This window comes from Microcoleus sp. S1D4 (assembly GCF_036700765.1).
Taxonomy (GTDB): Bacteria; Cyanobacteriota; Cyanobacteriia; order Cyanobacteriales; family Microcoleaceae; genus Microcoleus.
Map to the genome: position 1 here is coordinate 120316 of NZ_JAUBPP010000011.1, position 14766 is coordinate 135081.

General features: G+C 45.9%; 15 protein-coding genes and 1 riboswitch. Of the genes, 10 read left to right on the forward strand and 5 right to left on the reverse strand.

The window, feature by feature from the left end; translation table 11 throughout:
• Window positions 1-471 precede the first annotated feature (471 nt).
• Window positions 472-594 carry a hypothetical protein gene (locus QT998_RS13835; protein WP_333114917.1) on the reverse strand — a complete coding sequence of 41 codons (123 nt, stop codon included), beginning with the start codon at window positions 592-594 and terminating at the stop codon, window positions 472-474.
• Window positions 595-626: 32 nt separating this feature from the next.
• On the reverse strand, window positions 627-833 hold the full coding sequence (locus tag QT998_RS13840; RefSeq protein ID WP_333114916.1) for a hypothetical protein: 207 nt from the start codon (window positions 831-833) through the stop codon (window positions 627-629).
• A 97-nt stretch (window positions 834-930) separates the two neighbouring features.
• Window positions 931-1027, reverse strand: a riboswitch (Fluoride riboswitch).
• Here QT998_RS13840 and QT998_RS13845 point away from each other — a divergent pair.
• The 6 genes from QT998_RS13845 to QT998_RS13870 all read left to right on the forward strand — a co-directional run bounded on the left by QT998_RS13845 (window position 983) and on the right by QT998_RS13870 (window position 8217).
• Window positions 983-1162 carry a hypothetical protein gene (locus tag QT998_RS13845; RefSeq protein WP_333090631.1) on the forward strand — a complete coding sequence of 60 codons (180 nt, stop codon included), beginning with the start codon at window positions 983-985 and terminating at the stop codon, window positions 1160-1162. Its footprint overlaps the riboswitch before it by 45 nt.
• A 297-nt stretch (window positions 1163-1459) precedes the next feature.
• On the forward strand, window positions 1460-2563 hold the full coding sequence (locus tag QT998_RS13850) for a Rho termination factor (modular protein) (protein WP_194070781.1): 1104 nt from the start codon (window positions 1460-1462) through the stop codon (window positions 2561-2563).
• Between the two features lie 273 nt (window positions 2564-2836).
• Window positions 2837-3532, forward strand: coding sequence for a Uma2 family endonuclease (locus QT998_RS13855; protein ID WP_333114914.1), 696 nt, complete (start codon window positions 2837-2839; stop codon window positions 3530-3532).
• Window positions 3533-3770: 238 nt separating this feature from the next.
• The gene (locus QT998_RS13860; protein ID WP_333114912.1) at window positions 3771-5669 is read left to right on the forward strand and encodes a serine/threonine-protein kinase; all 1899 of its coding nucleotides are present in this window, start codon (window positions 3771-3773) and stop codon (window positions 5667-5669) included.
• A gap of 475 nt (window positions 5670-6144) precedes the next feature.
• Window positions 6145-6411 (forward strand): hypothetical protein, encoded by a 267-nt coding sequence (locus tag QT998_RS13865; RefSeq protein ID WP_194070777.1) that lies wholly within the window; start codon window positions 6145-6147, stop codon window positions 6409-6411.
• A 459-nt stretch (window positions 6412-6870) separates the two neighbouring features.
• Complete coding sequence (locus QT998_RS13870) at window positions 6871-8217, forward strand: EAL domain-containing response regulator (RefSeq protein WP_194070776.1); 1347 nt, start codon at window positions 6871-6873, stop codon at window positions 8215-8217.
• A 291-nt stretch (window positions 8218-8508) separates the two neighbouring features.
• Here the strand turns inward: QT998_RS13870 and QT998_RS13875 are convergent, their stop codons facing one another.
• Window positions 8509-9693 (reverse strand): RNA-guided endonuclease InsQ/TnpB family protein, encoded by a 1185-nt coding sequence (locus QT998_RS13875; protein ID WP_333114910.1) that lies wholly within the window; start codon window positions 9691-9693, stop codon window positions 8509-8511.
• 194 nt (window positions 9694-9887) lie between these two features.
• On the opposite strand from QT998_RS13875, the gene QT998_RS13880 reads away from it, so the two are divergent.
• Entirely contained in the window at window positions 9888-10550 is a 663-nt protein-coding gene (locus tag QT998_RS13880; RefSeq protein WP_194009191.1) for a response regulator transcription factor, read from the forward strand.
• Between the two features lie 185 nt (window positions 10551-10735).
• On the opposite strand, the gene QT998_RS13885 is transcribed toward QT998_RS13880, so the two are convergent.
• A complete protein-coding gene (locus QT998_RS13885; RefSeq protein WP_333090621.1) occupies window positions 10736-11461 on the reverse strand; it encodes a pentapeptide repeat-containing protein in 726 nt (241 codons plus the stop codon).
• 187 nt (window positions 11462-11648) lie between these two features.
• A complete protein-coding gene (locus QT998_RS13890; protein ID WP_194009193.1) occupies window positions 11649-12848 on the reverse strand; it encodes a phosphoglycerate kinase in 1200 nt (399 codons plus the stop codon).
• A 185-nt stretch (window positions 12849-13033) separates the two neighbouring features.
• On the opposite strand from QT998_RS13890, the gene QT998_RS13895 reads away from it, so the two are divergent.
• The 3 genes from QT998_RS13895 (at window position 13034) to ylqF (ending at window position 14760) form a co-directional block, all read left to right on the forward strand.
• On the forward strand, window positions 13034-13444 hold the full coding sequence (locus tag QT998_RS13895) for a universal stress protein (protein WP_333090620.1): 411 nt from the start codon (window positions 13034-13036) through the stop codon (window positions 13442-13444).
• Window positions 13420-13653 carry a hypothetical protein gene (locus QT998_RS13900; RefSeq protein ID WP_333090618.1) on the forward strand — a complete coding sequence of 78 codons (234 nt, stop codon included), beginning with the start codon at window positions 13420-13422 and terminating at the stop codon, window positions 13651-13653. The genes QT998_RS13895 and QT998_RS13900 overlap by 25 nt, the downstream gene beginning before the upstream one ends.
• Window positions 13654-13905: 252 nt before the next feature.
• Window positions 13906-14760, forward strand: a complete 855-nt coding sequence (gene ylqF, locus QT998_RS13905) for a ribosome biogenesis GTPase YlqF (RefSeq protein ID WP_333090617.1) — start codon at window positions 13906-13908, stop codon at window positions 14758-14760.
• The last annotated feature ends 6 nt before the right edge of the window (window positions 14761-14766 follow it).

A 14766-nucleotide genomic window follows, 5' to 3' on the forward strand; every position in this document is an offset into this window, starting at 1 on the left:
CCTCTGTTGCAAATATCACCAAATCAGGGTTGATTTTTGCGATATTCTCCCAGAATCACGGGAAATCAAACTATTTTACTCTCGTCGTTTGCGCTCCAAAACTGACTAATATCAAATCCTCTTTTCATCGGAATAGTAAATTCACTGTTAACAGTTAACAGTTAACATCATGTATGAGTGCAACCGGAATTGATATAACACCTGTTCGCAAAGTCTATGTCCCCGTTTTTTCATCACAATCTCTGTCACCTCATACTAGACCTCTTGTATAAATCTTCGATCGATAAATTAAACGCTAATGAAAAGCAGATGCAACACATATCGATGCAGATGCTTTTCAAGATAGTTTATGACTTTGGTAATGCAAGTCTAATCTTGAGGGACGCGAATAATTTCCTCTGAAACGGAGGCATTAATGCTAATAAATTGATGACGGATATCTGAAAGTAATTTTTGAGTGCGATCGCCCAGTTATTCTACAGCTTCTTTTTCCACAATATTAATGACGTAGAACACAATTACTTCACCATCAACACGACGCGCTAGGCTTGCTGCCTCGAACAAAACTTTTGTAGAAAAGGGATAAGTATCCACTGCTGCTAACAATATAGTAGGACTTAATGCTGTTAGTTTTTCATCAGGATAATTGTCATTGCCACAATTGGTAGATTATCCGCCGATTTCAGCACTTCTTGACTAAAAATATCACTAACTTGCGGCCCTAAAACTATCCCCACCAAAATCATTCCAATCAAAGGTTGAGCAACTAAGTGACGGGAAATCTGACCCGTAAAAAAGCCCATGAATAAAATCCACAGCACACTAGCTAACATGAGATTCCTTTCTCCAGATCCTGAGTATGGACAAAGGCTTGCTAGCTTTGAGAAGTTAGTGAGAAGTTTTCACGGCCCCACTCTCCGGCAGCAAGCCAGAAAAGTAGGAGCCATCAGCCTTTTAGTCTTTCAATTAACGCAAGGAAAGAATGACGCTTCAGGCGGTTTTGGCGAGCTCCATCGCCATTAATATTCTTATACCATCTTTTGTACAAAAAGCAAAAGAAGATTATTTCTGGCAGAATCGCGATCGCAACTCGCAACGTCAGCCTGTTAGCGAAGTCCTCGCAGAGGCTCGCCCTAACTCGAAAAAAAGTAAAGATGAGTAAAGCGGTGTATCATTTGTGTCCCACAGCCAGTTAAACTCATCACAGTCGCTTTTTTTTAGGAATTGCAGTCTGTTTTGTCGATCGCCCGGGTTCTCACCGCACAGCCAGCGGCACAGTAAAGCACTGCGGCGATATGTCCTCCTGAGCGCACAGTCTGGCTAAGGTGTTTGTCTCGCACCTTATGGCTGAGAGTTCTTGGGTTAATCTCGCATCACTCAAAACGCAGGCTGTAAAGTGCAAATATACATAATTACCCAAACACCATAATTTTGATGACAAAAGGGGACTTGTAACAAGATGGATCGATCGCAAGATCAAAACCGAATAGTTGAATATTTACGGATTAAGCCAATTAGTCACAGTCAGATTTATACTTCGCAAATTGCGGTACCTGAGACTGAGGGGAGAGAAATCCCTCGCGAACGCCGCGAAGCTCTCAGAAGAAGCCTCATTGAGCAAGGTAGCAACTTAATTCCTTTAATTGTACGTCCTACAGAAGCTTACAGCAACGAAGAAGAATATGAAGTAATCTGCGGCTCAGATTGGTGTATTGTTGCGAAAGAACTCGGCACCGAGCAAATGTGGGCTTGGGTTTTTGAAATGACGGATGAGGAGGTAGCTGCTGCTCGATCGGAAATGGAACATTTAGCTCCGCAACCGACTCAGAAAACCTCACAACTTGAGACTCTACTGCAACAATTTGAGCAGTCATTTCAAAAAAAAATCGATAGTCTAACTAAACAAATAGAACAATCTGTTAAAAAAAATGAAGATTTACTAAAAAAGCAACTAAAAGCTCTAATTCAGCCTAATTTTGAGAGTGACAGAATAGAACAAATTCAGCGTCGGCTCGAACAAGTTGAAAAAACATTTCACGAAAAGGTAGATAAATTGGCTAAAAAAAATGAACAGTCGGGGAGCGATAATTCTCCGAAATCGGCGGTAATTTCTGAGACAAATCTGGCAGGTGCGTCGATCCAGTTGGATGAACTAGAAAAGCTGCTGTCAATAAAATTAAAACGCACAGTCCAAATTATTAATCAGTTTGTTTCCGAGGCGATTGAAGATGTAGAAAGCGATCTCAAAAATCAAATCGCTACACTCCGCAGCCAACTTTCCGACGGTGCGACGCCCTCAGAAATACCGCCGCAAATACAGGGTAAAAAGCAGCCGAAGGCGCAGCGTCAGAAGCAGTCGAAGGCGCAGCAAAAACCTCAGCTACCGCAGTTGCAGTTGCAGTTGCCGTTTCCGCCCCAAGAGGAAGACTACGAGGCTCTTTCACTGAGGCGGTTAAAGGATCTCGGCAAAGACCGGAAATTGCCGGGATACGCGCGCATGAAACGACCGGAAATTCTGGCGGCTCTCAGAGAATCTGACGCGCAATCAAGGGGTAATTGCTAATATTTCAAGACTAATTGTTTGGGGTTCGATCGCGTTTTTAGACAAAAGCGCGATCGGGATTTCAGAATAGTAGAACTCTTGCAAAAATCCAAAGTCCCCCACCCCAACCCTCCCCTCCCGCGGGGAGGGAGCAAGATGATTCTTGTTTCTCCCCTTAATAAGGGGGGACTTGCGGGGGGTGAATTTGACTTTTGCAAGAGGTCTAGTCCTCGGCAGAGATATCAAAAGCTTGCTAAAATAGACAGATAACCTCTTACTCCTCACCCAGCAGCCATGTCCGCAACGGCAGAATTAACTACTACCCAAGAAATACCAGAACAAGAGATACCGGAAAACTTTATCTTTCCGCCCGACGATTTATATAGTGATGAACATTCCGTAGAAACAGAACTGCACCTGCGACAAATAATCCTACTGCTCAACTGTCTAGAATGGCTGTGGCGAGATAGAAATGATTTCTATGCTGCGGGAAACCTCACCCTTTATTACTGTTCCAAGCAACTCAAATCGAAGGACTTCCGAGGCTCAGAATTTTTTGTGGTACTCGGAACTGAACGAAAAACTCGGAAAAGCTGGGTTGTTTGGGATGAAGAGGGAAAGTACCCGAATATTATCGTTGAAATCCTGTCGCCCAAAACAGCGAATATAGACAAAAACTTTAAAAAACAACTCTATCAAGATACTTTCCGCACTCACGATTACTTTTGGTTCGATCCAGAAACTTTAGAGTTAGCTGGGTTTCATTTACTTGACGGGGAATATGAAGCAATCGCACCTAACGAATTCGGGCATCTGCGGAGTCAGCAGCTCGATTTGAGTCTGGGAATTTGTGGGGAAAAATTGCGCTTTTTTACGGCTGAAGGGGAGCTGGTTCCTACTTTAGAAGAGGTTGCAGAAAGGGAGGCTCAACGAGCCGATCGCCTGGCCGCGAAACTGCGAGAATTAAATATTGACCCCGATACAATTTAGCGATCGGTTCCTCGCAAAAAAAACGGTTGATGGCTTGGTGTATTCGAGGTCGCCAAAATCGCACAGCCGACCAACTGGCGCGCCCGCAACCGCCTTTTTGAACAACAATAACCGCAGGTGATGACCGTTGCGGGCGATCGGTCAATCAACACTCACACACTATGTCAAGATTAATTAGCGCGATCGGCCAAAACTCCCAGTTTCAGTCAAGCGTAAAAATCCGACGCAGCAAGCTTCAATGAACAATCCCATCTACCCCGGCATAACTCTCAACAACCACTACCGAATCGTCCGCGAATTGGGACACGGAGGCTTCGGGCGCACCTACCTAGCTGAAGATGCCCACCGATTTAACGAACCCTGCGTTTTAAAAGAATTTGCGCCCCAAGTGCACGGAAGTTACGCCTTACAAAAATCCGAGGAACTCTTCGAGCGAGAAGCCGGAGTGCTCTACAAGCTGCAACACAATCAAATCCCGCGCTTCCGCGAACTGTTTCGAGTCAGTATTAGCGATCGAGGCTACCTATTTCTCGTCCAAGACTACGTACCGGGCCAAACCTACCGCTTCCTGCTGGATGCCCGCAAGCGTCAGGGTTTGCGGTTCATAGAAGCAGAAATCAATCAACTGCTGTTCCAGATTTTGCCAGTGCTCGAATACATTCACTCTCTGGGAGTGATCCACCGCGACATCTCCCCAGACAACCTGATTCTGCGCTTGTCTGACGGAATGCCGGTGTTGATTGACTTCGGCGGAGTAAAACAAGTCGCAGCCACCGTAGAATCTCTGTTTGCCGAAGCTAACGGTACTCCCGCCCCCGCAACTCGCATCGGCAAGCTCGGCTATGCTCCCGTCGAACAGATGCAAATGGGCATCGTCAATCCCCACAGCGACTTGTACGCTCTGGCGGCGACAGTTTTGGTGTTGCTGACGGGGAAGGAACCGCATCAGTTGCTCGACAGCCAGACGCTGAATTGGAACTGGCGGGCAGAATGTTCTCTATCTCCCAATTTGTCCCTAGTGTTGGATAAAATGCTCGCTCACGGGCCGAACCAGCGTTACTCCTCGGCTCGCGAGGTAATGCTCGCTCTCTCCGGCAATCCGCCTTTACAGCCACCGCAGCCGTCCCCAAATTTTGCGCCCGCGCCGTCGCCGGATCGATCGCCCATACCCATGCCCGCCCCAGTCCCAACACTGCCGGGAATTCCTGTGCGAGCCGCTATTAACAACCAGCAAAAAATGCCTGCTTGGCAAATGGTTTTGTTTGTGGTAGTGGTGCTTGTTGGTATGGGGGGAGTTGGCTGGTTTGCGGGCAATTATTTGTTAAACCTGCAATCAAAAGTGCAGAAAATTCCCCAAACTCGGGGCCCGAAGCAGCAGCAAGAAGATGTTTTGCGCGATCGCTTTTCAAGGCTCGGAATTGACGATCGATTCTATAGCGGTTACGTCAACCTTGTAGACGAAAATTTCTATGCCAAATACCCAGAATTGGGTGGGCGACTGCTAAAAGAAGGTGAGGACGATCGCCTGTGGCGCGAAAGGTGGCAGAAAATCGGCGACGAGTTGCTCGACAAACTCCAAAACCTCAGCAGCGACGCTAGAGCCAGGTTGGGGAGTTACGATACTGCCGATATCGATCGCTGGAAAATAGAGGTTAACAAGCTGAATTTGAGCAGTCGGGCTTTGTACGATTTGGCTGATGCTAAGTTCTTTTATTGGTTTCCGCGACAGCCGCGCGATCGCAATATCATCGGTTTGCCGATCGGACAAATTTGGCAAGCAATCACCGCCGACACCCTCGCAGCTTTGCAAGCAGGAGCAACTCTCGAAAGCGTAGAATTTGACAGCCGAGCTAACAGCAAAACCCTCACAGGTAATCTCAAACCCGGAGAAGGCAAAGCATATATTGCGCGGTTAGCTCAAAATCAAACTTTGCGCGTAAATTTGCAAGCGCCGCCAAAATCTACTCTGCTGTCAATGTATTCTCCTGGGAGAACCACCAAAGCTAGAGCTTTGCTGCAAGATGCAGAGGATCAAAGTTGGTCGGGATTGCTGGATGATACTGGTTTTTATGAATTCGTAGTGGTTTCTCAGTCATCCGAGCCGATCGCCTACGAATTGAATCTGACAGCAAAGTAAGAGATTATAACACAATTTTCTCCAAATTATACAACTGTCGGGCAATTCCTAATCCATATCCAGTCAATCATCCTCAATTCTTGAGAATCGAGTTGCACTCCATCGCTTTCAGTCATGGAACGATCTGCGTCTATCGGTGTTTATCCGTTTAAAATCTGCGGTTAAAAGGGCGATCAAATATCGAATATTGATGCAGCTCAAGTTTTTTAATCTCAAATCCTATAACCCCCGCCCAAAAACAGACACAAGCCCCCGACACTCATCGCGGGCCGCCCCAAACTTTATATGCAAGATGGATTTGCAAATCAATCTAAAATCTAAAACTTGTACCCTCTAGACTTGTCGGCTGGCGTAGCCGAAGCAAGCCGAAGTATCTAAAATCTCAAATCGATTGATGGCTATTGACGCTTTGAGGGCGATCGGGCAATAATAAGGTAATCCTGAGCTGGTGAATTTTTAGATTCAAAAAAATAATATGGTGAGATTTGCGATCGTAGCTTTATTAACTTTGGGATTAGTATTAGTGACAGCATTTGGTTTGCGTCCCGCCAGTGCAACAGTAAGCAATCCCGAATTTTATGCTTGGAACTTTGCCTCTGTAGGCAGCAGCGAACTTGTGTGTAAAAAGACAGTTGTAGTTCCGCAAAACAAAATCGTTGCGTCATCAATGCAGGCTGTCAGCATCAATTCTGCAATTGTAGATAACAAGTTTTGTGAGAACTCCACTAAGCCATTGAATTAAGACGGTGTATCCGAGCCTATCCTGATGAGCTAGCATTAAAATTTGCTCGCGCGTGCGGACTAAAGTCCGCAGCCGGAGAGTGGACTAAAGTGAACACTACGAATCGTTGTTATGGCGATCGACAAGACACGATATAAGCGGGCATTATATAAGTAATTGCCACCATCTGCTCGCAGAAAGTGTTGGCGACATTTTTTGAGGATCAATCTCCGCGAGCTTGTAATAATAATTTATAAAACTTGTATCGCGCCGCAGTTTTCTGACCTGACAAAACTGGACAAATATCGAACTATTCCCAATTTTGTCAGGTATTCGATTGTGATTTAAGAACAGATGCAAAATTATTAGCCATTTGGCTAATAATTTATTGGCTAATTGGCCTAATCAGTAGCTCGTTAGTTTGAGTATGCTAGAGTTAGTCAGGTTCTGATATATAGTGCCATCTGTAATCTAAGTATCATGCTCAAAATTTTGGTTATTGAGGACGACGAATTAATCCGGGAAACTCTTCTGCAACTCCTGGAATCTCAAAGCTATCGGGTGATTGTCGCCGAAAACGGTCGATTTGGGGTGCAGATGGCACTTTCAGAAATCCCCGATTTAATTTTGTGCGACGTGCAGATGCCGGAAATCGACGGTTATGACGTGTTGCGGACGTTGCGACAAAACTCTCTAGCCGCAACAATTCCATTTATTTTTCTCACGGCTCAAAGTTCCAAAACCGATTTTCGTCGGGGGATGGAATTGGGAGCCGACGATTACCTGACAAAGCCCTTTACTAAGGCTGAATTGCTCGGAGCCATTGCTTCTGGCATCTCGAAACGGCAAAGAATTACTCAACCGCTGACATTCGCGCTTCACCAAGCAGAAGCCAGACTCAAAGATTTAGTTAACGAATCTACCAATGCTTCAGTCTTCTCTCCTGAAAAGTTGGCTCTGGAATCTCTGCTGCGCCGCGCTTTGGCACAAGGTGAGTTTCAGGTATACTATCAGCCGCAGGTAGATATTGCTACCGGACAAATCATCGGTGCTGAAGCCTTGGTGCGGTGGCAAAATCCCGATCGAGGTATAATTTCTCCCGCCGAATTTATTCCCTTAGCCGAAGAAACAGGTTTAATTATTCAGATTGGCGAGTGGGTACTGCTTTCAGCTTGCGCTCAAGCCGCTAGTTGGGTGGCGGCGGGGTTTTCGCCCTTTAGGATATCAGTAAATTTGTCGGCCAGACAGTTATCCGACCCGGAACTCAAAGCGCGAATCGTGCAAATATTGGAAACTACAGGCTTGGAGCCTGCTAATTTAGAATTAGAAATGACCGAAAGCGCTTTAGTGGAAAATGCGACAGTCGCAGGCGCTACTTTAAACGAACTTAAAGCTCTAGGAATTCGGATTGCGATCGACGACTTCGGCACGGGTTATGCTACTTTAGGATATCTCAAGCTATTTGCCTTTGACAGTTTAAAGATCGATCGAATTTTCGTCCGCAATGCCAATGAAGACTCTCAAAATGCTGCTATTACTACAGCAGTAATTTTACTGGGTCACAGTTTAAACATGACAGTAATTGCTGAAGGCGTAGAAACAGAAGCAGAACTAGCCTTTTTGAAAAAGCACAACTGCGATATCATCCAGGGATATCTGTTCAGCCGCCCCGAACCCGCACCGATATTTGAAAGTATCTTAGTTGCCGACCAGCGTTTGTTCGCGCCGCCCGCGGCTGCAGCAACTGCTCACTTTATGCCCTTTGTACCCCTGTCGGAACCAGAAAAATCTAAAAACCTTTCCATGTCTAGTCTAGGAATAGTCTAAATGTTAGCAAGATTTGTGTATAATAAAACAAAATTCTGGCTTTTAGCTGCTATTTTCTGCGGAAAAGTTGACGATGCTTCATAAAAAGTTGTACTTTTTTGGGATAGGCAAATAAAAAAAGGAGATTTTCCCCAATATTCCTCTACTTCTTCCCATTATGTGGGAGCGGCACCGGTAATTGGACTATTTGAGGAATTGTGCCGTCTTGAAATTGGGAGCCTTTATCAAGTTGCAGCAGTTGACACTCCCCTGCTATCGAGGCGAGGGGATTCTTGGATCAGCCAGTCGAACTTATCTCTGTTTTGTCGCCACCAGCGAGTAGAGATCGGTCTGTCCCCCAGCGTGAATTCCGGTGTGCCCCACCGTATTTAAATTGATTCCTGCACGGGCTTTCAAACCCTTTGCTAAAATATTTCTTCCAGCGTTGTGGTCGCGATCTAGTATCGTTCCGCAACCGCAAATATGCGTTCGGGTTGATAAAGTTTTCTTAACAAGATTACCACAGTTTGAGCATTCCTGAGATGTGTATTGTGGTGGAACAGCGATAACTGTTTTGCTGTACACTTTTCCAAAATACTCCAACCATTGAGCAAACTGTGACCACGCAGCATCACTAATTGATTTGGCAAGCTTGTGGTTTTTCACCATATTCCGCACCTGAAGGTCTTCATAGGCTACAAAATCGTTAGATTTTACCACACACAACGCCGTCTTTATGGCGAAGTCTTTACGCTGCCGACTAACCTTTAGGTGCTTTCTTCCTAACTTGTTGATTGCTTTTTTCCGGCTTTGGGAGCCTTTCTTTTTCCGAGAAACTCGCTTCTGCAATCTCTTCAGAGCTTTTTCGCTTTGGCGGAGATACCGAGGATTAGGAACTGTTTCACCGTCGCTGTCAGTATAGAAGTGGTTTAATCCAACATCTATGCCGATAATTTTACCAGTAGAAACGGGTTCTTCTTTTCGTTCAACGTTGATGCAGAATTGGGCATAGTAGCCGTCAGCACGACGAACCACCCTGATTCGCTTAATCTCATCGGGTGCCGAGAAATGCAAATCTCTACTGCCGAGCAATCTAAATGTTCCAGCGGCAAAGCCATCGGTGAAAGTGAGGCATCTTTTGTCAGCAGAAAGCTTCCATCCTGATGTCTTGTACTCTACAGAACGACTGTGCTTTTTGAATTGTGGATATCCTTTTTGACCTGGCTTTTTAGCCTGGCAATTTGAGAAGAAACGTTGAATAGCAAAAATAGCACGTTCCGCCGAAGCTTGACGCGCCATTGAGTTAAGCTTGCCTGCCCATTCAAATTCTTTCGCCATGATGGCGCATTGTTTGTACAGGTCTACTAACTTGACTCCCTGATTGTCTACCCAATGTCTAAGAGCCTTGTTTCGGACAAATTGAGCCGTCCGAATCATGTCGTCGATGATTCGATATTGCTCCGCTTTGCCCTTCAACTTAAACTCTAAAACTATCATTGGAATAGTTTATCACTTTTGCTAAAATTTTTACTTATAAGTCTGTATGCTTAACAAGTTTTCACACTTTTTATAATTAAAGCCGTCCTATAAGGACGGGGCTTTAGACCCAATTTTTTGGTAAACTCATTTAAGTTCCTACTTTGGGAGCCGCAGTTTTAAAAACTGTCAACGGGAATTGGTGCAAGGCTGTCATGGAAAGAATCTTAGTAGTTGACGACGAAGAAGACTGTCAAACAGTCTTAGCAATGTACCTGGAAAGCCAAGGATACCGGGTGGAATGTGCTACTTCTGGAATTGAGGCGCTCTCGATTTTTGAAAATGCCCCTCCTGATTTGGTAATTTCCGATGTGATGATGCCGGAAATGGACGGGTTTGAGTTTTGCCGGCGCTTGCGTACTACCCGTTTGGGACAGTTAGTGCCGTTTATATTTTTATCAGGCCAAGGCGAGATTGAGTCCAAAGTTGAGGGTCACGCGATCGGCGCTGACGATTATCTGGTAAAACCTTTTCAGTCTGAAGAAATCTTGGCTAAAGTGAAGGGACAATTAGAGCGCTCTCACCGCATTCACGCCGAGATTGTCCGACTGCTGCAAACTTCTAGCGCTAGGCTGGAGCCAAAACTTGTGGCCGTATTGCCAAATCCTGCACCTTTGCCGCTCACACCAGCCGAGGAAAGAGTGTTTTGGGAAGTTATCCAAGGTTATACTAACAAACAAATTAGCGATCGACTGTTTATTAGCCCCCGGACTGTACAAGCTCATTTAGGCAGCATATTCAGCAAACTACAGTTAGAAAATCGCGCCCAGCTTGTGAAATTCGCCCTAGAAAGGGGATATAAACCACCTCAAAATTAGCTCGTATACCCATTCTGATTTAAGAGAGGTAATGGGTAATTGGTAATTGGTAATCGTAATTGGTCATCGCTCGTGGTTGACCGAACTCACCTAAGAAGCTCTATAGATAGAGCCAGGGTGCGCCAGCGGGTCAAACGCTCTCGTAGCTGCTAAAATAATCGCGGCTGACGCACTCTAGGACTGAATTACTCCAAATTCCCAACACAATCAGGAAAAGTAGTTATCACACAAACCCCCGGCCCCAAATTCGTACCCCGCAAGTTAGCACGTTCCAAATCAGCTTGCCGCGCATTATTAGCCGCGTCAATATTTGTCCCGCTCAATTGAGCTTTAGCAAGCCGAGTATTTGACAAAATAGCATTCTGCAAATTAGTATCGCGCACGTCAGCAAAAGACATATCCGCTCCGCTTAAATTCGCGCGATTCAAATTAACTCTAAAAAGCAGCGAACGCCTCAAATCCACATTCGACAAATTAGCTTGCAGCAAATTAGATTCGCCCAAATTAGCATTAAAAAGTTTAGCACCGCGCAAATCAGCTCTCGTCATATTTGCCCGCCCCAAAAAAGCATTAGACAAATCCGCATTTCGCAAATTAGCACTGTCCAAGCCAACACCGTACATCTCCGCATTAACCAAATTAGCATTCGCCAAATTAGCACCACTTAAATCCGCTTCTAGCAAATTAGCTTCGTAGAGATTAGCTCCACTTAAATCAGCACCCCTTAAATTTGCTCTGTACAAACTCGCCTTAAACAAATCAGCATTTCTTAAATCGCAGCCCTCACACTCCTTACTTTCCAGCAACCGCCGGACATGATCTGGATTTTGAGCTTTGACGGGAGCTGCCAGCAAAAACGGCGCTAAAACTGCTATAGTTGCCGTTACACTTGCCAAGATTTTAAGTTTCACAAACAAACCTCACTGCCACTTCAGATCGATCGTACTCGCAAACAGTAGAATTTCAACCCATTTCTTTCTCTCTTTTCTCCCTCTCTGCGCTCTCTGCGCTCTCTGCGGTAAAAAAAAACAGCATTCGCAGCCAATGATTTAGACCTGCTTACAGCAAGGCGGGCAAAGCCCGCCCTACTTAACTCAATCAAGCCTCATCTAAAGCTGCAACACCAGGCAATTCCTTACCTTCTAGCAGTTCCAAACTAGCACCGCCACCAGTAGAAATGTGGCTCATTTCTGATCCCAAATTTAACTGTTCCACAGCCGCTACCGAATCACCGCCACCGATAATTGTGGTAGTGCCGGTTTTAGTAATTCCCGCCAAAGAATGGGCAATTCCTTCAGTTCCAGCAGCAAACTTCTCCATCTCAAACACGCCCATCGGCCCGTTCCAGATTACTGTTTTGCAATCGGCCAAAGCATCTTGGAAAGTTTTCACAGAATCCGGGCCGATATCCAAACCCATCCAACCGTCGGGAATATTCTCAACAGAGACAGTTTGAGTGTTAGCATCAGCAGCAAACTTGTCAGCAACTACCACATCAGTAGGTAACAGAAAAGTAACTCCCCGTTCCTTCGCCTTAGCTTCCAAAGACTTCGCCAATTCCAGCTTGTCATCTTCCACCAAAGACTTACCAACGCTCAAACCGCGAGCCTTGTAGAACGTGAACACCATGCCGCCTCCCAGCAGCAATTTGTCGCACTTTTCGAGCAGTTTTTCAATGACTCCAATCTTGCTGGAAACCTTGGAACCACCGATAATAGCAGCTAAGGGACGCTGAGGATTGTCGATCGCACTACCGAGATACTGCAATTCCTTCTCCATCAAAAACCCAGCCACAGAAGGACTCAGATACTTAGTAACGCCCTCAGTAGAAGCGTGAGCCCGGTGAGCGGTACCAAAAGCATCATTGACATACAAATCGGCCACAGAAGCTAACTTCTTGGCAAATTCCGGGTCATTTGCTTCTTCTTCGGGATAGAAGCGGACATTTTCGAGCAAAACCACATCGCCATCAGCCATCGCCGCCACTGTAGCAGCCACTTCATCGCCGATGCAGTCGTCAGTCTTTTTGACCTCTTTCCCCAACAATTCCGACAGCCGCTTAGCAACCGGAGTCAAGCGCAACTTCTCCGTCACACCCTTGGGACGCCCGAAGTGACTGCACAAAATGACCTTAGCGCCCTTGGACGCTAAATCCTGAATAGTCGGCAGAGCAGCCCGGATGCGAGTATCATCAGTGATATTGCCGTTGTCGAGCGGCACGTTAAAGTCCGCCCGCACCAATACCCGTTTGCCCGATAAGTCTGATGCTGATAAATTTGCTACAGTTTTTTTTGTCACAGGATTAACCTCCTAATATGTGTGTTTTTGTCTAATTCCGTTGAAATGGTGGCACTCGTCACTTGCACTTGGGGCCTCGGACGCATTCAACCGCGCCCGCACACAAAACGGAAGATGAAACAAACGGCACTGATTTGGCTCAACGTAAACATTTTATCGGAGTCCGTGTCCGGGAAATGCGAACTATGTTCAAGACTGTCTTATTTCCTGTAGATCAAAGCCGAGAAGCCCGCGAAGCTGCCGAAAAGGTTGTCAATATTGTGAAAACCTACGCTTCTCGTTTAGTTATTCTGTCGGTAGTCGAGCCCCCAGCCGATGAGGGCGACGCGCCGTCAGAGGTGATGAGTTCGCCCGAAGCAGTGGCCAAGCTGCTGTCAGAGGCCCAATCGATGTTTTCCCAGCAGGGAATTGAAGCTGAAGTCATTGAACGAGAAGGCAAACCGGCTTTCACGATTTGTGATGTGGCTGACGAAATTGGCGCTGATTTGATTGTGATGGGCTGTCGCGGGATGGGTTTAACCGATGATGGGGCGTCTGACAGCGTTACCAATCGGGTGATCAATCTGTCTCCTTGTGCAGTTTTGATTGTGCCTTAACAGAAGGAAGAGGGAACAAGGAAGAAGGAAGAAGTAAGAAGGAAGAAGGAAGAAGGAAGAAGGAAGAAGGAAGAAGGAAGAAGGAAGAAGTAAGACAACTCTTTCTTATTGCTTCTGGCATTTTTCTCGATTCTTTTTCCATTTTCCTGATTTCTTCCTTCTTCCCTCTGCTTCCTTCTCTCTGCGCTCTCTGCGCCCTCTGTGGTTAGTTCCTTCTTATTTATTCCTTAGATTTATTGTAAAAGTCGCTTTTCAATGAGGAAATTATCTACATTTATCTGCCTTTCATCTACGGTTGGCTGGCTCGATCAAAGATTTATGTAATAAGCCCCTTCCTTCTTCCCTCTTCCCTCTTCCCTCTTCCGACGGACTTACATCCGTTACATCCGTTACATCCGTTACATCCCGTACATTGCTCGTTGCCGAACTTCCCTCTTCCCTCTTCCTTCTTCCTTCGTATTATGAAAATTCACTGGTATCCCGGTCACATTGCCAAAGCTGAACGGGCATTAAAAGAACAGCTAAAGCGAGTAGATGTGGTGCTCGAAGTCCGAGATGCCCGCATTCCATTGGCGACTTACCACCCCCAAATGCCTAGCTGGGTGGGCGGTAAGGCGCGAGTATTGGTGGTCAACCGCATGGATATGATTACGCCTCGAACCCGCGAGGCGTGGGAAACATGGTTTGAGTCCCAGGGAGAAACCGCCTATTTTACCAATGCCGAGCACGGCCAAGGAGTGCACGATGTTTCCGATGCTGTCCAGGAGGCTGGGGTGCAGCTAAATAAACGCAGGTTCGATCGAGGTATGCTGCCCCGTCCAGTTCGGGCGGTGGTAATGGGCTTTCCAAATGTCGGAAAATCTGCTTTAATCAACCGGCTGTTAGGACAGAGAGTAGTGGACAGTGCCCGCAGAGCTGGAATAACTAAATCGCTCAGATGGATTCGCATTTCTGACGAAATTGAGTTATTAGATGCCCCCGGAATCATCCCCACCCGGATTAACAATCAAGAAAATGCCATAAAATTAGCTATTTGCGAAGATATTGGCGAAGCTGCTTACGACAATCAAGTAGTAGCCGCGGCTATGGTAGATTTGGTCCTAAAACTTGAGGCGGATGATGACACTTTAGTATCAGTATCTGGTTTCAAATCCCGGTATAAAGTAGATATAGGATCTAGTAACGGTGAAGATTATTTGCACGAGGTAGCAAAAGACAGATATAAAGGAGATGTCGAACGAACGGCGCGACAAATGTTGAATGATTTTAGAACTGGTGTGTTGGGTAAGCTTAGTTTGGAATTGCCAGTGGATTAATCAGAC

Bases quoted from the DNA above. Each gene is read 5' to 3' on its own strand.
- QT998_RS13865 (WP_194070777.1), top strand. From the start codon at position 6,145: ATGGTGAGATTTGCGATCGTAGCTTTATTAACTTTGGGATTAGTATTA.
- QT998_RS13845 (WP_333090631.1), top strand. From the start codon at position 983: ATGACGCTTCAGGCGGTTTTGGCGAGCTCCATCGCCATTAATATTCTT.
- QT998_RS13860 (WP_333114912.1), top strand. From the start codon at position 3,771: ATGAACAATCCCATCTACCCCGGCATAACTCTCAACAACCACTACCGA.
- QT998_RS13855 (WP_333114914.1), top strand. From the start codon at position 2,837: ATGTCCGCAACGGCAGAATTAACTACTACCCAAGAAATACCAGAACAA.
- QT998_RS13840 (WP_333114916.1), bottom strand. From the start codon at position 833: ATGTTAGCTAGTGTGCTGTGGATTTTATTCATGGGCTTTTTTACGGGT.
- ylqF (WP_333090617.1), top strand. From the start codon at position 13,906: ATGAAAATTCACTGGTATCCCGGTCACATTGCCAAAGCTGAACGGGCA.
- QT998_RS13875 (WP_333114910.1), bottom strand. From the start codon at position 9,693: ATGATAGTTTTAGAGTTTAAGTTGAAGGGCAAAGCGGAGCAATATCGA.
- QT998_RS13880 (WP_194009191.1), top strand. From the start codon at position 9,888: ATGGAAAGAATCTTAGTAGTTGACGACGAAGAAGACTGTCAAACAGTC.
- QT998_RS13870 (WP_194070776.1), top strand. From the start codon at position 6,871: ATGCTCAAAATTTTGGTTATTGAGGACGACGAATTAATCCGGGAAACT.
- QT998_RS13895 (WP_333090620.1), top strand. From the start codon at position 13,034: ATGTTCAAGACTGTCTTATTTCCTGTAGATCAAAGCCGAGAAGCCCGC.
- QT998_RS13850 (WP_194070781.1), top strand. From the start codon at position 1,460: ATGGATCGATCGCAAGATCAAAACCGAATAGTTGAATATTTACGGATT.